11 protein-coding genes are annotated in these 20,288 nt (G+C 54.0%); all 11 read right to left on the minus strand.

Annotation, left to right across the window (positions count from 1 at the left end; all coding sequences use genetic code 11):
* Positions 1-894: 894 nt before the first annotated feature.
* Positions 895-2,418, minus strand: a complete 1,524-nt coding sequence (locus tag AC0YOA_RS25745) for a HEAT repeat domain-containing protein (RefSeq protein WP_475789057.1) — start codon at positions 2,416-2,418, stop codon at positions 895-897.
* A gap of 451 nt (positions 2,419-2,869) precedes the next feature.
* Entirely contained in the window at positions 2,870-5,668 is a 2,799-nt protein-coding gene (locus AC0YOA_RS25750; protein ID WP_475789058.1) for an alpha-mannosidase, read from the minus strand.
* Positions 5,669-5,798: 130 nt separating this feature from the next.
* On the minus strand, positions 5,799-6,827 hold the full coding sequence (locus AC0YOA_RS25755; RefSeq protein WP_475789059.1) for a family 20 glycosylhydrolase: 1,029 nt from the start codon (positions 6,825-6,827) through the stop codon (positions 5,799-5,801).
* 27 nt (positions 6,828-6,854) lie between these two features.
* Complete coding sequence (locus AC0YOA_RS25760; RefSeq protein WP_210039898.1) at positions 6,855-7,808, minus strand: carbohydrate ABC transporter permease; 954 nt, start codon at positions 7,806-7,808, stop codon at positions 6,855-6,857.
* Positions 7,809-8,079: 271 nt separating this feature from the next.
* Entirely contained in the window at positions 8,080-8,973 is an 894-nt protein-coding gene (locus AC0YOA_RS25765) for a carbohydrate ABC transporter permease (protein WP_475789060.1), read from the minus strand.
* Positions 8,966-11,611 carry a DUF5696 domain-containing protein gene (locus tag AC0YOA_RS25770; RefSeq protein WP_475789061.1) on the minus strand — a complete coding sequence of 882 codons (2,646 nt, stop codon included), beginning with the start codon at positions 11,609-11,611 and terminating at the stop codon, positions 8,966-8,968. The genes AC0YOA_RS25765 and AC0YOA_RS25770 overlap by 8 nt, the downstream gene beginning before the upstream one ends.
* A gap of 24 nt (positions 11,612-11,635) precedes the next feature.
* Positions 11,636-13,696, minus strand: coding sequence for a YIP1 family protein (locus AC0YOA_RS25775; RefSeq protein ID WP_475789062.1), 2,061 nt, complete (start codon positions 13,694-13,696; stop codon positions 11,636-11,638).
* A gap of 16 nt (positions 13,697-13,712) precedes the next feature.
* Positions 13,713-14,585, minus strand: coding sequence for a carbohydrate ABC transporter permease (locus tag AC0YOA_RS25780; RefSeq protein ID WP_475789063.1), 873 nt, complete (start codon positions 14,583-14,585; stop codon positions 13,713-13,715).
* 6 nt (positions 14,586-14,591) lie between these two features.
* Positions 14,592-15,494, minus strand: coding sequence for a carbohydrate ABC transporter permease (locus AC0YOA_RS25785; protein ID WP_475789184.1), 903 nt, complete (start codon positions 15,492-15,494; stop codon positions 14,592-14,594).
* A 140-nt stretch (positions 15,495-15,634) separates the two neighbouring features.
* Positions 15,635-18,586 (minus strand): extracellular solute-binding protein, encoded by a 2,952-nt coding sequence (locus AC0YOA_RS25790; RefSeq protein ID WP_475789064.1) that lies wholly within the window; start codon positions 18,584-18,586, stop codon positions 15,635-15,637.
* A 95-nt stretch (positions 18,587-18,681) separates the two neighbouring features.
* Positions 18,682-20,121 carry an ABC transporter substrate-binding protein gene (locus AC0YOA_RS25795; RefSeq protein ID WP_475789065.1) on the minus strand — a complete coding sequence of 480 codons (1,440 nt, stop codon included), beginning with the start codon at positions 20,119-20,121 and terminating at the stop codon, positions 18,682-18,684.
* Positions 20,122-20,288 lie beyond the last annotated feature (167 nt).

Raw genomic sequence — 20,288 nt, forward strand, 5'->3', positions numbered from 1 at the left:
GTGCGAAGCAGACCATCCGGCATTTAGCCTGGTTAACAAAGAGGAATCAGTGAAGGGCCAGTAGTGCAGCAAGGTTTTTGCTGTTTACAGGGCTGTAACCCCCGGCTGCACCGTGCGTACGAAGGTTTTTCCTTGCTGGAGCTGCTTTTGGGTCCCGGCACGAGCCGAAGTTATAGTGCTGCAAGGTTCTTTACTGTTTACAGCACCGGAACCCCTGGCTGCACAGCGTGTACGAAGGTTTTTCCTTGCTGGAGCTGCTTTTGGGTCCCGGCACGAGCCGAAGTTATAGTGCTGCAAGGTTTTTGCTGTTTACAGCACCGGAACCCCCGGCTGCACCGTGCGTACGAAGGTTTTTCCTTGCTGGAGCCAACGGTTGTAGCGTATGAGCGCATCCACTAATCAAAAGCAGCTTGATAACAACGCGCTTGGGAAAGGAGCAGCATAAGCCGCCATTTCTATTGCTGGATGAAAGCTGTTATTGAGAGCCAACATAAAATCTTAAAGTGTATACTGCCCTTCACAAGCAATCGCAACCGATACACAGCAGGCAATTAATTGATAAGTTTGGTCTTCGTTCGGTCTTCGTTTGGTCTTCGTTCGGTCTTCGTTCGGTCTTCGTTCGGTCTTCGTTTGGTCTTCGTTCGGTCTTCGTTTGCCGGAACCAGGAGAAGATCAAACGGTAATCGTTTGAAGTAGCGGCCTCAAAATTTCAACACAGCATACAGGTGGAATTTTCATATGGAAGGAACATATCGCAAGATACAAGGGAAAGGCTGCCAAGAACATCGCTCTTGACAGCCTTTTCGAAAACCGGGTATTCATATCAGTGGCATCCCGGCCATTTGTCGCGTGGCGCGATCTATGGCATACGACAGCGGACAGTCATGATTGTTGTTACGGGTACCACTCGTTTTGCGGGGAAGAGATGGCGCACCAGCGAGTGGCGAGCAAATAATCGAGCAGGACATCCGTCGCTTCCGGCGTTCCGATGCGCCGCAGCGCTTCGGCCGCATGGCCGCGCACATACCGGCTGTCGTCGTCAAGGGCATGAACCAGCTGCGGAATAGCCGGCTCCGCCTGCGGCCCTTTCTTGGCGAGCGATAACCCGGCCCAGAAGCGGACCTGGTGGTCCTCGTCGCCAAGCGCATCAATCAATGCGGCGGTAACCGCCCCGCTCTTCTCTGTTACTGACAGATTGCCCAGTACCTCAACGGCTGTGCGGCGGACAACGGCAGAGTCATTTTTCGTCAAGCCGATGATCCCTTCCGCTGCCTGATCTCCGAAGACGCCCAGCTCACCCAGCGCAAAAGCCGCAAGATTCACGGTCAGCTCCTTCCCGTCGTCCAGCAGACCAACCAAACCTTCCGCTGCCGACGGACCCGATGCGCTCAGCGCATAAGCAGCCGCTTCGGCAATCTTCTTGTCCTCGTTCTTAATGCCATCAAGCAGAATGGCTGTTCCGGCTGTGCCATCTGCAGCAAGACCGTAAGCAGCATTCAGGCGGACAGGTTCATAGCTGTCCTGCAGAGCGGCTTCCAGCAGCCGCCGAACGCGGCCGGCATCCTCATCCGCATGCAGACCCAGCTGGTTTGCGGCTTCCGCTCTGACGCGCCGGTCCTCATTCCCAAGCTGCTTCTCAAGCTCATTCAGATCCGTACTCGTGTTGTCGCTTTTGCGCCCAGACAGATAACCGCCTTTACCGGCCAGCCAGTTCCAGTTGTTTTCCCACAGCAGATCATGCCGGTCCATTGGAATATCAAATTCAGCAGGCGCATGCCACTCTGTATCCGCACAATCCCAGGCAGGAGCAGTGGGAGCCTCCGTGCGCATAAACTCGAACTTCAGCATATAACGCTGTTGTCCCATCATATTGGCGTTGGAGCGATGCCAAATATCGTAATGAATCAGGGCAAAGGTGCCGGCGCTGCCGCTTGCTTTGCCTTCCCACTCGTTATCGTCATTCTCAAAAATCCGGCTCTCATGATACTGCGTGCCCGGCATGACGCCTGTCGGCCCCAGCTCAAGCGGCGTATCCTGCGGGAAATACATAATCATGGCCCACCAAGGCTTGTGATTGCGCAGTCTCTTATAACCCCAGTAGCTGTCTTTATGCCAGTTGCCGGGAACCGGATTCTTGTTCAAATGGCCGTAACGGTGCGTATGCATCATATAGTTCGCTCCCAGAACACTGGTCAATGCGCCTTTGATCACCGGACTGTCAAAAACAACCTGCAGCTCTCTGATGCGTGGAAGCAAATTATTGCCGGGATTGCCTTCCTTCTCGTAAACATAATCCAGCTGGCCCAACAAACGTGAATGAAATTCGTCGGAGAAATCGGTTTTGAGGATCAAGAAGCCCTGTGAGATAAATGTTTTCATCTGCTCGTCGTTTAATAGTTGAAGCGCTTTCTGTTCCATTGGTCACCCTCGCTTATCATTAAAGTTGGTTCCCTTCTCGCCTTGCCGGGAACGATGTCCTCATTATACAGCGGGGGCAAATAACATAATATGAACGTTACTATGATGCATTTGCACAATACTTAGATTAGAGAGGCTGCCAGCCTCCTTTTGAATACAAGATTTCCCCGTTACATTCACCAACCCATTGTCTTGCCAATGCCATCAAGGAACAAGCGAGATGCTGTTCCATAAGGGCATCAGCGAGAGAAGCTAGCCCCCTCATCCATGCAGCCAGGCCGGAATTGATTGCGTCTCTGTGATTGTGCGGAGATAGCTCATATACGCAAAGACGCCTCCAGCACCACTTTGCAGGTGGAGGCGGAGGCGTCTTATTATAAGAAAACTCCTATCATGTGCGTCAGAAAGCCAGAAAATAGCTTTCAGCCATCTCCTTCCGCTTGATCATCTGCTATTCGTGAAGCCTCAGGCTGAGGGTAACAATCTCCGCCCCCCGGACCGGGATATGATTCAAATCCGCCCGCTCCAGACGCTCTTCCATGATGCCGCTCCGCCAGCAGTCCGGGATTGGGGCGTCATTGGCAGCGTTGTCCGCCTTGCCTCCGAATGAAGGAGCAGCAGTCAAAACCTGCGGCCGCTTCGAAAGATTGTACCAGCGCGCAATTACATCGCCGGTCTGTTCCGATACCTTCAGAGCGGAAAAAGACAGCATATCCCCCTGCCAAGGCAGAAAGGAATGCTCCGCCGGCAGCTTCCCGGCATGAATGCCCGTCTGCTTCACCAGCAAGGGCATCTGGAATTGATAGGCTTCCTTCATAGAGGCGGCTGAGCCGTTGCACAGCAGGTCATCCTCCCCAGAGGGAGCTTCCATGACCGGGAATGGAATGATTTCCAGGCTCGTTTTATGCGCGCCAAGGCACTGGGCTTCCGGCGTCGGGAAGTAGCCCCAATCCCCAAGCTCGCCTACGGCACGCAGCAGCGTGACGGCAATGGTGCCTTTTTCATCCTGCAGGATTTCATATTCGTTCAGACCCAGATTGGCAATGGTCAGGCCCTCGGAGTCCCCCTTCAGCGTAACGAAAGCCTGCTGGTGCTGGCAGTTGCTCGGGTTGGACCACTGGGCAGAAGGCGTATTATTGCGCTCCGCTACCTCGAAGATGGAATCCGCCATATGCTTCTTGGCACGGAAACCGGTCTCGAACAACACCCGCAGGCGGTGGTCATGAGCCTGATTATTGAACGAGCTCTCTACCTTCACTCCGCAGCCGCTGCGGTTAAGCGATACACGGGTAGTAATTTCAAAAGGAATCAGCGCAGGCGACCGGCCGGACCTCCGGCCCGTGAACCAGACAAGCTCCCGCCGTTCCTGCTCCAGCAGGGAATCCGCCGATTGGGGAATCATCATCAGGTGCCTGATCTCGAAGGCCGCATGATACGGAGTATCTTCAAGTACCCGGATATCCGCATGCGTTCCTCTGGTGGTAATCGGCTGGTCATGGTTTGGCTGGCGGTACATGTATTCATTGCCGATATCGCCGGTATTCTCATAAACGCACAATCCCGGCAGCCGAACTCCCGTCCGTTTGTCAGTGACGGTTAAGGAACCGTCTGCTTCAATGGTCACCGCAAGGTTGTTATTCTCCATCGTGGTGCTGCCGGTGATCATAGAGCCGAGAGCTTCCAGCGCTTCAACCGGCTGGTGATCGCGCAGCAGCGCATACGTCGCGTATCCAAGTGCCGGAACGTTCTCCACCTCGAACCGGACCTGTACGGATCTCGTAAAATAAGGCTGACGGAACCGGTCCTCCGGCAGATCGTAACCGAAACGCAGGCCAAGATCCGTAACATCGCCGCTGATCTCGCCGCCCTGTGAATCAATCATCCGCAGCCCCGGCATGTCGATTGCCTTCAAGGCTTGCTTCATATCATGAAAGCCCATTCCTTCACTGAAATAGATGCGCTTCAGTTCAACATCGGCTGTAATCACGCCGCTGCGCTTCCAACCGGAAGTATTGACGATGACAAGCGGATACACCTCCTCCGCTTCAACAGCAGCAAAGCCGCTGGTATCGATGCTGCCGGTCAGCGAGGCAAGGCTATCTTCAATAATCGCTTCCGCCAGATGCCTGCTTCGGGCAAAGCGGGCGACCATTTCCGCATGCACCTCATCCACACTGCAGCCGCAAATACTGTCATGGGGATGGTTCTGCATCAAGGTTTTCCAGGCATGTGTAAACAGATGATGCGGATAGGCTGCCCCGGCGATGTGGGCGAAGACCGCCAACGGCTCGGCGGCTTTCTCCAGCAGCGCCTGGCCTTGCTGATTCATCTGCTTCAGGTAGATCCGGGAGGACGCGGTATTGACCAGCGTGGACCAGCCGTCCGTATGCTGGCTGCGCAGCTCTCCCTTGACGACGGATAACCGCTCAGGCAGCGATGCCTGCACAGCCTTGATGTAATCGTCGAAATTCGAATGGACGAAGTTCAGCTCCGGATACAGCTCCGAGGCTGTCTTGATGGCCTCTGCAGCATCGCGCTGCACGGGCTGGTGGTCGCAGCCGTTCATCATCAGCCAATGCGGCGTTGAGGCATATTTGGCTACTTCCTCAAGCTTGCGGCTCCAATAGTCCCGGGCTGCCTCGCGGTCCTTCGGGATTTCATTCCCGTTGCTGTACCAGTTGGCGAACAGGATGCCGAGCACCCGCGAGCCGTCCGGCGCTTCCCAGACCATTTCCGAGAATGGGGATTCATACTCCTGCGAATCAGACACCTGATTATTGAAGCCTGTCGGCTTGACGCCGCGGCCGAATACCGCATTCGCAATTCCGGCCTGCAGCAGCAGCTGCGGAGCCTGCCCCATATTGCCGAACGAATCGGGAAAATAGCCGACTTTGGAAATAGCGCCATATAGACGCGCATCCTGATGGCCGTAGAGCAAATTGCGCACATTGGCTTCGCTGCTTGTCAGAAACTCGTCCTGCAGAATGTACCAGGGACCGATATGTATCCGCCCTTCACGGATCATCCGCTCCAGAAGCGGCTTTTTCTCCGGGCGGATCAGCAAATAATCCTCCAGGATGATCGTTTGGCCATCGAGATGGAAGCTCCTGAAGCCGGGATCCTGCTCCAGCGTTTCCAGAAGCGTATCCATCAGCTTGATTAGCCGGACGTGATGCTTCTCATATGGCAAATACCATTCGCGGTCCCAGTGGGTATGTGAAATAATATGCACCGTTGTGGATGAGGTCAATAGCTTCTTCTCCATTCTCGGATGTAGGTTCGATGTTTAGTACAGATAGTAAACACGCTGATTTCGGCCGACTCCACGGTTTAGTACATGACTGCAGCAGACAATGCCGCCCCGTCGTGGGCTCAGCCTGTCACTGCGTATCTTCCTGCAGACGGTTCATCACTGTCCTCAGCGTGGCAGCAATGCCGGCAATATCCCCTTTATCCTCCCCCAGACCGCCTTCGCCGAAGAGAGCCGATACCAGCTTGGCTCCTGTGGCGTTCCAGCCGGTCACGAGCATGCCCGGCATCCGGTCCAGCGCGCCGCGCTCCTGGGCCTGCTGCACGGACTGGCGGAAAAATTCAAGCGCCGCTTCCGGCGTTTTCCAGCAGGAGGGCCATACCGTAAAGCCTTTATCCAATAGATGACCCACCGACGGGTAAGCATCCAGCTTGTCGTAATGCCAGTCGCACAGCACGATATCCTTGGGGATACAGTCCACTGCCGGCCATATACCGTAAATATCCCCCTCCCACTGGTCATATCCCAGACCATGCGCGTCGATCAGGCGATCGGCCCACATCAGCATCTGCACCTGGCGTTTGCCGACCACATGGCCGTAATATTCATTCACAGCTTTCGCAAACAGCTCCGCTTTGTTCCTGCCGCGGCAGCGGGGACATCCTTCGTCGGCAATGGCGAACACCTCATCCATGCCCACATGAAGCGCATCCGCCTCGAACGCATCAATCAATTCATCCATCAGGTCGAAGACTAGCGCGTTCACATCCGGATGCGACGGACACCAGCTCGGACAATAAAATTCCGGCCATTTGGCGTCGGCTGGAACATGCGGCGTTTCGTCAAATTCGGGATAAGCGCGAAGCAGCGAATTCCTTCCGCCGCCCCATCCCTGGTGGCCCAGACAATCCAGCAGGGGAATCAGGCGGATTCCCCTGCTTTTGCACAGCGCCGATAATTCCCGCGCGTCCTGCCGGGTCAGCGTACCGCCGGATACCTCCGGATGAGTGCTGAATTGAAAATTCGTATTTACTTCCAGAATCAGCACATTGACGCCAATAGGCACCAGCGCTTCCTCAATGACTCTTTTTAAATTATCCACATCCTCATGCGATCCGAAACGCATATGAAAACCGCGCAGACTCCATTCATTATTCATGGTTGTTACCCTCCTCGAAGCTGATTGCTAACCGACAAGCCCTGTACGCTCCACACCCTCGACGAAGTACCTTTGAACGAAGAAATACATAATAATCAGGGGCGCTGTCAATAGAAGAACGCCGGTATTAAGCAGCATCGACTGATAGACCAGATCCGGTTCCCTGCCCAGTACCGAGCCCATATCCATGAGCTGGGTCGACAGTACCTTCACTTTGCTGAAGAACAAGGAGACATAATAGCTGTCATTCCACTGCCACACGAAGGAGAAGAGCAGCACCGTCACTATCGCGGGCAGTGCGTTCGGCAGCATGATGCGGTAGAAGGTTTTGAAAATCCCCGCTCCGTCGACCAGCGCCGCTTCTTCAATCTCCTTGGGAATCCCCCGGAAAAATTGCCGGAAAATAAATATATACAGTCCGTTCTTCAATCCCATTCCGGTCGCGGAGGAAATCAGAAACGGCCAGAACGTATCGATCAAATTCAGACTCTCCCTGCCGGAGAACAGACCGACCAGACCGAATAAATCAAAATAACGATAGGTCAGATATAGCGGGATCATGATCGTTTGCGGCGGAACGACAATCGTGAACACGACCAGGCCGAAGAGCAGTCCGCTGCCTTTGAATTTCAGCCTGGCAAACGCGTAAGCCGCCAGCGCGCAGGTCGCCAGCTGAATCAGCGTCGTACCCGAGGAAATCAGAAATGTGTTCAGGAGCGTAGAGAAATAGTTGGTCGCCTCCATGGCAATCTTGATATTATCAAGGGTGAAGTTCCTGGGAATCCACAGCACCGTGGGGTCATAAATGTCCACCTTGCTGCGGAAAGCGACCGAAAGACGAAGGAACAGCGGGAACAGGATAATAAAGCAAAACCCGACAACCAGCACGGTCCGGACGATGATCCACAGCCATTGCTTGATCTTTTCCAGCGGATTAAATTTGGTACTCAGCAGCTCCGCATAAGCGGCAGGCGATTTCATTGACGTTTCCTCCCTTCGGTAATCATGCCGGTTTAAGAAAACTTCAGAGCGGGCGGAATGCCCTTTTGATGCAAATATAAGAAAGTATAAAATTTCTCCATACTTTGCTTATATTTTTGAGGAAAGAAACCAACTTGCCCGCCAGTGGACGGTAAAGCCGTTTCTTCTTAACCTTATAGAATGTATTAGTTTCACCTTTATCCATTTCTATAAGGTCTGAGGGAAGAAACTTGCTGCGCCGCCAAAGGACGGCGACAGCCGTTTCTTCTTGCTAGTCATAATAAAACACTTTCCTCGATATGATGCTTGTGGACACGCCTAGAATCACGGCAACCACCAGAAAGTACACCCATGACATGGCCGCGCTTTGGCCGAATTCGAATGACTTGAAGGCCGTCTCCGAAATCAGCGAGTTGATGGTATTGTGATTGAACGAATCAATGATGGAATACACCAAATTGGTCAAAATCAGCGGCGTCATCATCGGAAACGTAATTTTCCAGAATATTTCGTAGCCTGTCGCCCCTTCGATCCTGGAGGATTCATACAGGGATGGCGAAATCGACTGCAGACCCGCCAGAAAAATCAGAATCTGCACGCCGGATGAGCTGATAATTTCATATATCCGGTCCACTGCACCGGTAATGTAGTTGACGAACACGGGAGCAAGGCCCGATTCGATCAGCATTTTTTTCAGCTCGAAGCTCTGCATCAGGCTGCCTTCGCTCTCTCCACCGCCAGCGGGAGCCGAGCCGCCGACGAAGCTGCTGATATCCAGATTGGCGATTGCGGCAGAGGCCAGGATCACAGGCAGGAAGAAGATCGCCCTGGCAACGGCGCGGCCTCTGAATTTCTGGTTGAGCAGCACAGCGGCAAACAAACTGAAGATAATGATAATCGGCACATTGACGACCATGTTCGTAATGGATTCCGTCAGCCTCCGGGGGAATTCCGGGTTGGTCGTAAACAGATTGCCGTAATTCGCGAAGCCTTCGTAATCGACCGCAAAGCCGCCTTCAACCAGACGAATGGAGCTTAAGCTGAAACGGAAGGATTCGATCAAGGGCAAAATAAACAGCAGCACCATTCCCAGCATGAGCGGGGATGCGAAGACAACCCCGTACCAGGCTTTTTTCTGCGTTAAGGTCAATGGCTTCCTAAACATTCTGCTCACCGCCTACCCGGTAGCTTAAGGCCCCGATTTGCAAGCCGTTCACCGCTGCCGCCGTATTGTTGTAGTTGATTGTGATGGTTATTCCGTTCCCGAACGTTGTCCGGACGATGCCCGGCGCCGGTTTGCTGTGCTTCACAATAGGTTGATTGCGCACTTTCGCAAGCACCGGATTGACTTCGTCATACAGCCCGACCGCTTCTTCAAACCAGCTTTCGTAGCTCAGCGCATACAAGCTGTTGAATGCCGTATCCTTTACCTTGGCTGAATCGCTGTACGTCCACTGATAGAAGACATTGGAACCGGTCTCCAGCGCTTTGAGCATCGACAAACGGGGATTCTGCAGCTCATCCATATTGTAAGGGGAGCCTGCCAAATCAAAATAGCCATGCAGGGCTATCTGATAGAACGGAATATCCTCATCGGTAATATTCATGCGGCTGCTCCGGACCGGCGCGTTCACAATGATATCGGCATAAGGCAGGCTGTAGGCGCTGCCGCCGCTTATCATCAACGGGCCTGCCTGCTTCTTCAGCTTCTCCGTCTGACCGGCAATGACCGCGAGCGCGTCCTGACGGTTAACGGACCTGCCTGGGTCAAAGTCCGAATTGACTTCATTGCCCATATCCCGCAGGGACAAGCCCCTGTTCCCGATATCCGCAAAGTCACGCAGAAAACCGTCCACCTGCTTCGGCAGCGCCGCCGGCGACAGGATGTAGTGGGAGAACCTCGCCGTATTCTTGGCATACATAACCGGATCGTATTGATAAATAGCCGCTTTGCTCCGGTCCAGGAAGGTTGCCGAGCCTGACGAGCCCTTGTATTTCTCCATGAAAGCCACATCCGGATAAAAGCCGATTCCATTCTGCTTCACATAATTGGCCAAATCCCGGAATCCGCCACTGCCGCCCAATGCTCCGGCAATGCTGATCCTGGACGGAGAAGAATGGTTGATGCCGCCGTTAAACCAGCCGACATAACGCAGATCGATCTGCTTGACCCCGGCAGCCCTCAGCTTCTCGAGCAGGGTCCGCGCCTCGCTGAAGCTGGTCAAGGATTCCGCAGCTTGATAGGGAATGCCGAGGAATGATTTGCTTTTGCGGAACGCTCCGGCAAGCTCAAGGATAAATGGCGCATCTGCAGCTTCCGCCAGAGGCTTCAATTGATATTTCTCCGCCAGATATGCCCGGTACTGTCCGGCCATTCCGACATAATCGGCGGATGCTCCGGATAGAAAGGAGTACCGGAGCTGCAGGCTGCCCCCATAGATTTTGTTCTGGAACATGGGGACGGAGCTTGTTTTGGTGCCAGAGGTCAAGGTGTAGAAATCCATCGCCACAACCTGAAATTTGCTGCTGACCGCATTATAGGAATCATTGCGCCCACTCACGTCCGCCGTCACGCTGGCCAGTGCATCGCCGTCCTCAATAATGCCAAGGAGCGCATGATCATTTTTTTTCATACCGAATACCGGAAGGCGGGTGATTTCATTGGATTGAATCCTCTCCCGCACATCGTAGGTGCCGTCATTGCCGTACACGTGCAGGCTGTAGGGCTCCGCGTTCTGCTTGCCGCTGTTCAGATGGATCAAGGCTCCCGAGCCGTCAGGCACAAACAGATAACCGGATTTGTCCGTACCCGCAGCGCCGAAGTATTTAAGCACCTGCACCGTTGCCAGGGGATAGGCTTTATTGTAGACCAGCTCCCGGGCTGGTACGCTTACGATCAGATTCCCGCCGTCAAGCGTATACTCAACCGGTACGGTGAACTCCGCATTTGCGGCGGCGGCCGCTTCACCGGCTCCGTTGGCCTTATTGTCTTCAGCGGCGTCATCGGCTGTGTAGCCTGCCGCCTCAAGCAAAGCGGAGAGCTCTTCCGCGACATAATCCTGAAGCTTGCGGACCGTGTAGATTTGCTTTTGCTCATCCAGACTGAATTTGAACGCGACATCCTTGCGCGTTTCCTCATCGGCAATCTGATCGAGGATCTGCGTCTGAAACCGCTCCTTGCCGATGACTTTGGGAATGTTGGCGTAGCTTTTGGCAATATTGCCGATCCGGTATACCACCTTGAGCCCATTGTCCATGGCCGAAATTTCAAATTGTCCCTTCGCTACGCTGTCATCATAGCTGTTGAACGCATTGACCTGCCCTTTCTCGTTGTAGTAGGTAACCAGCACCTGTGCGGACAGCTCCGATTTATACAAGGGCGAAGCCTTGGGATCGTCTGCTCTGCCCTGTGGATTAGAGAACCAGATATAATCGTCCCGCAAATCCTTCACGGCGGTTTCCGCCGTTTCGCGGTTTACGTAGAGCTGGAGCGACTCATTTTCCGCAACCTTCTCCATCGCTGCAAGCGCCTGGATTTCCTGCGGCGTGTTGGCGGAGAGCGTGCGAGCTTCCTGGGTGGTGTTCGCGGAAAGCGCTGCGGTCTGCCCTTTCCCGACTGTCAGTCCCTCCGCTTCGGGCTGTCCAGGAGCTTCAGCTTCTACCGCAGAAAGTACTCTCGCGATGAGTTTCTCTTCACCGCCTGCTCCCTGTTCGCTGTAGCTCAAGGAGTCCATGCCGGCCATGCCGCTTATCAGGAGCGCCGCACACAGGATAACGGCGATCTTTTTCTTCTTGACAGCCAAGGGCCATCCCTCCTTCCCTGTCGATTACAATCTGAATGAGATTTCCTTGTAGACGGATGCGGCAAAGCTGATCATTTGCTGAAGCATGCTGAAGAACAGAACGCCCAGGAAAATAATGATCCCGATCACGACAAGCGTGAGCAGCATCGTCACGACCGTTTTGCCGGCGGAATATTGATGAACCGTCATTGTGCCGGTAAAGAGCAGCCAGATGAACCATAGGATCGCCAGCGCATCCAGCAGATAATAAAACGCGCTTTCACCGCTGGTAATCATATTGCTGTACAGTGTTTGCGGGATATAGATGATGACAAGAGGAAGCAGGGAATAAGCGGTCGCCATGACGATTTCCTTGAATTTGCCTTCCCCGTCCATCAGCGTGGTCAGAGACCAGTTGGCCACGCACCACAGCAGGAACGGCAGCACGATAAATTTCAATTCATCCAGACTGTTGAGCTGCTCTGGGTTGTTGAAGTTGACGACAAAACCGCTGTACTGCCTTCTGACAATCGTGGCAATGACCAGCAGGACCACAATGCCAAGCGCAACCTTGATTCTTCCCTTATGCTCGTATTTCATCTCCCAAAATCCGTTAAAGGGATGAATCATCGTATAGAACGGATTCTGGATGATCCCGAATTCCCGCTCGTATTGGCCGGCGGATTTTCTGCGGCCTCCTAGCTTCACAGCCGTGATCAGGCCTGCAGCCAGCAGCGCGATAACGAGCACGATGGTGCCGAAATGGGCGAACACGACATCCTTGCGGTACCGCTTGAAGCTTTCCGAATAATACTCCCGGTTGTTGCCCAGCTTGAAATAATCCATCGCCGCCCGGTTATCGCCCTGCTTGAGCAGTGACTTGCCAATGCCGATATAAGCGACATCGAAATTGCCGTTAAGCTGCAGCACCTTCTTCCATGCTGTGGTCGATTGATCCGTCCTGCCGTTATAGAGCGAGACGACAGCATCGCGGATCCAGCTGCCATAGGGGGTCGGCTCGAAGACGGACAGCCGGTTATTGTCCTTGTCCAGCACCAGCATGCTGCCGCCGAGCATTTCAATCGCGGCAGGGGTGCGGAATTTGCTCTGCTGGCTGCCGAGACCGCCGAATTGGTACAGCAGATTGCCGTCCTTGTCGTAGGTGAAGATCCGGCCCCGCTTGGAGTCCAGCGCGCTGTACATGCCGCCTTCATCCGAGATGATATCGACGAAGATCGAGCTGCCCGGTGAACTGCCTGTCTCAAGCGTCCCGATATCCCCCTTCGGCGGAAAATACCCTTTGCTGCGCAAAATATCCACGCCTGACGGATTCAGCCGTTTGATCGGCTGATCGGAATTTTCCTCCGAGGTCGAGGTATAGATAAACCCATCCCCGTCGATATCCAGATTGTTGAACTCCAGCGGAATAAACTGCTCCATCTGCTGGCGCTGGGCTTTGGTGGAAATCCGCTTCCAGAACAGATCGGCAGGACTGAATTTCACCCGGTTGGTCCCAATGAATCCATTGAAGAGGCCGTCCGCGTCGAATTCCATAATGCCTTCATAGGAGCCGCGGCTGACGACATAAATCCGCAGCGCTTTATCCACGGCCACTTTGATCGGGATATACTGGAAGCCTTCGCGCAGCAGCGTTGATTTGGGTTCATCGACGATACGGACCAAGCGGCCTTCGCTCGTGAGTTCAACCAATCGGCGGTTCTGGGTATCCGCCACATAAACATGGCCCTCTTCATCGCTGAAAACACCTTCCGGCTGGTTGAACCCGTCCTTGCTGCCGTTATTATCGAATTCCCGGATCACTGCGGAGATCTGCAGCTGTTCATCCAGCACAACAATCCGGTTGTTCCCCGTATCGGCTATGTATACTTGATTGCCCGGTCCGACGAACAGGTCCTGCGGCGAGGACAGCGGACCGATATTCCAATCGTCTCCGCCCATCACCCTGCCGAGCGTATAGGGATTCGGCGAAGGGACGGGATCGCCCCAATAGGAATAATTATAGGTATCGCTTGCGGAGGCCGTAACAGGAGCGGTCACACCGATCAAGAGCGTCATGATAAATAATGCGGCGATGATTCGTTTCATCTTTAGCTCCCCCCTGCTATTCCTTCAGCCCCGATGTGGACATCGTCTGAATGATGTTGCTCTGCGTCACGATGAATACGGTGATCGGCACGAGCATCATGAGCAGCGTTACAGCTGCCACGGGTCCCGTCCTTGCAAGGCCGCCGCTTGCGATTTGTCCGAATACGTAGTCAACCGTCTTGAGCTGCTCGCTGTAAATATATTTGTGGCTGGTCACCGAGCCGTTCGTCCATAAATTTTGCAGGGAAAAAATAATGAGCGTCAGCCATGCAGGCTTGACGATCGGCATGACAATCTGCCAGTAGATCCGGTACTCGCTGGCCCCGTCGATCTTGGCCGCTTCCAGCAGCGCGTCGGGAATTTGCTCCATAAACTGCTTCATCAGGTACAGGCCCAGGGTCATCCCGAAGGCCGGCAGCAGAATGGCCCAGAAGGTGTTGATCAGACCCAGCATGGAGATGATCATATAGTTCGGCACCTGGGTAACATAAGCCGTGAACATCAGGGAAAGCACCACGGCCCCGAACAAAATCCGTTTACCCGGAAAATGGAGCTTGGCAAGCGGATAAGCCGCAGCGGAGGCCAGAATGACATGGCCTACGGTACCCGCGATGGCAATAAAAAACGTGTTGAACACATATCTGGAGAACGGAACCCAGGAATCGCTGAAGATGCCGACCAGATCCGTAAAGTTCTTGAAGGTCGGATTGCGTACGAACAGCTTCGGAGGAAACGAGAAAATTTCATCCAGCGGCTTGAATGCGTTGCTCACCGTGAACACCAGCGGCAGCGCCATGAAGCAGGCGACCCCAGCAAGCAGCAGAAACAGCAGAATATCCCCCGTCCACGATCGGTTCAATCTTTTGGGCAGCTTGAATGTCAGTCTCATTTTCTTCTATTCACCCACTTTGGCCAGCAGCTTCTGAGTCAGAAGATTCGCGCCGAGCATAATGCTAAACAATACGGTGGCAATGGCCGAGGCATAACCCATTTCAAACCGGATGGAGCCGTAATCCACCAGATGCGTGACAATCGTGTGGGCGGAATAGTCCACGCTCGGAAAGCCGATCAGGTAGATCGAAATTTCGGCGACGGAGAAGGCCAGCGAAATCTGGATGACCGCCCCGAACATCAGCTGCGGCCGCATGGCCGGCAGGGTAATAAACCACAGCTCCTGCCAGCGGCTCTTGATGCCGTCGATGCTTCCCGCTTCATATAAAGTACGGTCCACATTCTGCAGCCCGGCGATAAAAGCGAGGAAAGCCGTTCCCAGACTGAGCCACAGCTGCACCATGATCAGAATCCCCAGCACGTAGCGGGGATCCTGCAGCCATTGGATCGGCTCCAGGATGAATCCCCACTTCATCAGGAAGGAATTCGCGTAACCGTACGAATCACTGGCAAACAGCAGCTGCCAGATCAGGTAGGTGTTTCCCGCAATCGACGGGGCATACAGAATCAGCGTCAGGAGGGCGCGCAGCTTCGGACGCAGCTCATTGATCAGCCATGCGAATAGGAAGCAGGCCAGGTAGCTGACCGGTCCGGTTATGGCGGCGAACAGGAACGTATTCTTGACCGCGATCAGGAAGATGTCATCCTGGACGAACAGACGCGCATAGTTCTGCCAGCCGATCCACTTCGGCGCCTCCAGCAGATTGTAGTTCGTAAAGCTCAGCACCAGCGACAGCAGGACCGGGACGATCGTAAATGTGCCGAAAATGATAAAATATGGCGCCATGAGCACATAAGCGTGCTTGTTTTTTTTCATTTCGATAAACAGCCGCGTCCACCTGGACATCAACAAATTGCCCGGCTTTTGGCTGCCTGGAATACCCGTTCTCCCCACGAGGGAGCGTTCTGCCGCCTGCGGTTTCATTTCGAGTCCCTCATTTCTCAATAGTTCGTTCGGAAAGCTCGGCATCCGCGCGTTTTTATGAACTACTCCTCATAGGGAAGATTGAATTCTTTGCGCTTCAGGGTGATCTCGTCGTTCATTGTGCGCACATAATTTTCCATCGTCTCGCGCGGATCGTCCCCTTGAACAACCACTCTGCGGAACGCATTGTCGATATTGCGACCGGTCAGATAGCCGCCGGGCACTTCAGGAATCCCCTGCACCCACTGCATTTGTTCCTTCAGCTTCTGAAAATCCCTGGTCGGCCACGGCAGCCTGCCAAGTGCCTCCATATTGGCCGTCGGATATCTGGCCGCCGCGCCCATGCGGATTTCCATCTGGCGTCCGAAGGCAACTTGCGTGTCTGTGCCCGTCCACCATTTCATGAACGCCCAGGCCGCCTCCTTGTTCTTCGTGCCCTTGAACATGACGGCTGACGATCCGCCGCTGCCCACCTCGCGGTGAATCGTACCATCTCCGGCAGCGGTTCCCGGCACAGGAGCAAAGGACCACAGACCCTTGATCTCCGGCGCAAATACGCTCAGCTTGTTATACATCGTGTAATCGACAATGCCGATCGGCATTTCGCCTGTCCGGAACCGGTTTGCGAAATCCGCGGCAATCGGAATTTTATAATTCACATAGAAGTCCGTCCATTGCTTGAACTGCTGGATGGCCGTTTCCGAATCCAGACCGCTCGCCATCCCGCCATCCTTGTAGAACTCTCCCCCATGCTGGAACAGGAACATCGCCAAGGCCGGGTTAGGCGGCAGTGTGATGATGTTGGTGGTGACCAGATCATTCCCCAGTGAATCGAGCGGCTTCTGCGGGAGACCAAACTGCAGATTATGCTTCTGCAGCGTCGGCAGCATGCTGTACACATCCTCCCAGGTCTGCGGCACCGCAAGATGCAGCTCATTTTCCAGAATATCCGTTCTGTAGAACAGCATCGGGAAGGTCTGCTGCTCCGGCAGGGCGTAATAGCTTCCATTGTACTCATACGGTACCATGGCGCTTTCGTCAAACTGCTCCCGCACCTGCTCAAAATCGGAGAAGCCGGACAAATCCTCAAGCGCGCTGCGGCTGGCATAGTTCACCGGCAAATCATTGCCGACCTGCAGAGCGATATCCGGCCCCTTGCCCGCAACCGTCGATGGAAGCAGGACGTCGGCGCTTACCAGCTTCAGATTCACATGAATGCCGGTATTGGCGGTGAAATCGTCATCCACCAGGCGTTTAATAACCTGCGCCTGGTCGCGCGCCGAGGTGACCCAGACCGATACGCTTTCGCCGCCCTGGTCCTCGCCTGAGAAATCATCATAGTTCTCATAAAAGGAAGCCAGAAACGCCTTCGTTCCTGACGTCAGCTTCGTCCACGCGCCGGCATCGGGATCGGGAAGCTCTGTACCCGGCGTGCTGACAATCATATAATCCAGAGACAGCGGCTGTTCGTTAACGGTGAGCATCCACGAGCCCAGCGCGCCGACATTGGTCTTGAAGGCATCGATCCGCGAAGGAACCGATTCCGGATTGCCGGCCATATCCTCCAATTGATAGGCGATCGTATTAATAATGGCTGTACGCTCATTGCCTTCTCCCGACGAACCTTCCATCCGTTTGGCAATGGCCGCAAGCTGCGCGCTCTGCTTGCGGAACACCTCCGCCATCGCCGGAATTCTCTGCTCGAGATTATAGTCGCGGTATGTATCCGGAACGGTACCGGTATAGCTGATAATTTGGCGGTACATGGCGTTCAGCTCAAGAATGCTGGACTCCACCGACCGCAGAATCGGCGCCAGCTCGCCCAGAGTGACCTCCATGCGGATCCGGTGCTTGCCTTTGGTCAGATGGAATAGATACGGCTCCTCCTTGCCGGAGCCGATCACCTCCATCTGCCAGGACGGGCTGTACGGAAAGGCGATATAGCGCAGCTCTTCAAAAGGCAGCTCGCCGTCGATATACAGGGTGCGCAGCGCAGACATTCCCCGCAGCGTATTTTGCCTGTTTTTGAGCGCAATCTGATACAGCGCATCCTCTGGCACATCGATTTCCCATTCAATCCATTGTCCCGGCAGTCTCCAGGCCCAGCCGCCCATCGCATTATTGCGCAGCTTGGAGACATGGAAAGGCTCCAGAGCGGGACTGGACCGGTCATTGTAAGGAAGGAGATTCGGCGTTGATTTGTACAAGGCCTGTTCGGCCTGCAGCTTGATGGACACTGCCTTGGCCGGTCCATAGCCTTCTGCTTTATACCTGCTCGCCACTTCCTGATAGGAAGGCGTTGTTTGCGGTTTGGACAGCTTCAGCTGATCGATGACGAGAGGTTCCTTCACGGAGGTCAACGACAGGGTATGCTTGCCTTTGGAGAAATAAAATAAAAATGGCTCCTCGTAAAAGCCGGTACCATCTTTGATTACGGTATCCTGCCACATCGGCATTTCCACTTGATTGGGAGCAAGATCATTCCCGCGGTCGTCACGTTCGAAGGACTGCTGCTCATTGGTCCATATCCGATTGAACGTTATGCTTCTCGCTTCGTTAAAAGGAAGGTTCCCGTCAATCCGCAGCTCCCGTTCAATGTCGGATTCCTTGCCAGGTTCCGTATACATATTCATCTTGACGTTATAAAGACCGTCCTGACTGACCTCGAACGCCCAGGAGATCGTACCCGCATCTCCGGTTTTTACGGCTTTGCCCTGCCTGCCCTCGTAATTCTCAAGTACGGCAGCGTCCATCCCCTGCGTCTCGCTGTAATTCTCGCCTTCAATGACAACTTCCTCAGCGGATGCGCCTGTGCTGCTTTGTTTGGACAGATACTCGTCATATCCGCCTTTTTTGAACGAACCGGTCAAGGCTGTCAGGTCCAGATCGGCCGCAGCCGCGGCAGCCGCGGTCTCCGTTTGCCGGGATGCCCCGCCCCGCATGGAGAAGGAGGCATATACCGCCACGGACAGAAGCAGCAGTATAGCAGTCACTTTCACGATTGGTCGCCGCACTTGGTTTCCCCCTCCTCTTGAGCAGTCCCCCTAATCCGCAAGCTCCCGCTTTGACAGCAAACTTTGGATCAGGGGCTCAGCTCAAGAGCTATGCTTTATTTGCTGTCCTGCAGCAGCTTGTTGATATTGGCCTCGAACTGCGGTTTTACTTTATCCACCGCGGTCGCCGGCGATACTTTGCCTGTCGTGATATCCGTTACAACGCCTTCGAACAGCTTCTCGCCGTCCGGCACGCCGTAGTAAGAGATATACTGAATGCTGTCGGCCATCTGAGTGCGCGTATCGAGCGACTCTTTGCTCGGATAGGAGGACTCCCATGACTGCTTCGCCAATTGTCGGCCCTCGTCATGAAGGCTGATCTCATCCATAATTCTGGCGGCAGCTTCCGCATTCTTCGAATACTTCGATACCATAAACATATTGCCAAAAGGCGTGTACGAAACGTATTTATCGGCTTTCGGGCCTTTCGGGAAGAACACATACCCGATCTCCTGGTCCTTCATGCTGTCCAGCAGCGTTCCAAGCTCCCAGCTGAATCCTGCATAAATGAGGCCTTTGCCTGCGATAAATTCCTTGCTGGCATCTTCTGGAACAGGCTGCATAATCGACTTATCCGTGTTGTAGAGATCGGAGACAAACTGCAGCGCCTGTATCGTATTCTCGCTGTTCATGGAGAACTTGATTTCGCCGGCTGCGTCTTTATCCAGGGCGCCTTTGTTCGTGTACACCAGCTGCTCGGCCAAAGCTTTGGTTTTGCCGTACGCGCCGGCAAGGCCGAATACATCCGTTTTACCGTCGCCATTGGTGTCCTTGGTTCCCGATTTGGCGAATTCGCGGAAATTTTCCCACGTCCATTCCCCTTTTTGCTGCAGCTCGTACGGATCTTCCAGACCCAGCTTCTGCACCAGCGTTTTGTTATAGTACATGCCGTAAGGGGAAGGAGCGGAATCCGTCATTCCATACTGCTTGCCCTTGTAGCTGCCGCCGCTTTTCATCCAGCTGATGTATTTGGCATCGCTCAGATCCAGATATTCGTCTACGGGCTGGATAAATTCCTTGTTGACCAGCTGCGGGAACGCCCAGAACAGCTCAAGCAGGACGATATCCGCGAAAGGCGTTCCGGAAAGCGAAGTCGTAGTGAAGTTTTCCACATATTTGCCATAGTCGGCGAATTTAACGAATTCGATTTTTGTGTTATATTTTTTCTCGGCCGCTTCGATCAATTTGATCTGCGCTTCTTCCGCAGGGCCTTTCTCCGCGATCGTCCGCGGATCGGCATCGTCATACCATACGCCGATTTTCACGGGAGCTCCCTGGAGATCAAAGGTCTTTTCCGCCGGCGCTACCGGTTCCTCGGGAGCCGCTGCTTCCTCAGGCGCCGCCGCTTCATTGACCGGTGCCGCATTATTCGCTGCCGCCGGTTCCTCCGTGCCCGTATTGCCGCCGTTGCCTGCATTATTGCTGGAACAGCCTGCTGCCGCAACCATAACGATCAATACGATGAGCAGCGAAGAGAGCCAATTGAACTTTTTCATTTAAAATCCCCCATCATCCGTTTAGGATCGAAATTTTAAAAACCTTAAGCATGAGCAGACGAACCCGAAAGCATGGAAACTTAAGCTTCTCCCTCCTTGTCACACCCGGATGAAAAGTAGAATGCGCTTACAAGCCAAAAACATAATGAGCATAAGCGATAAGACCT

It is taken from the genome of Paenibacillus sp. JT22N12 (genome assembly GCF_056269365.1).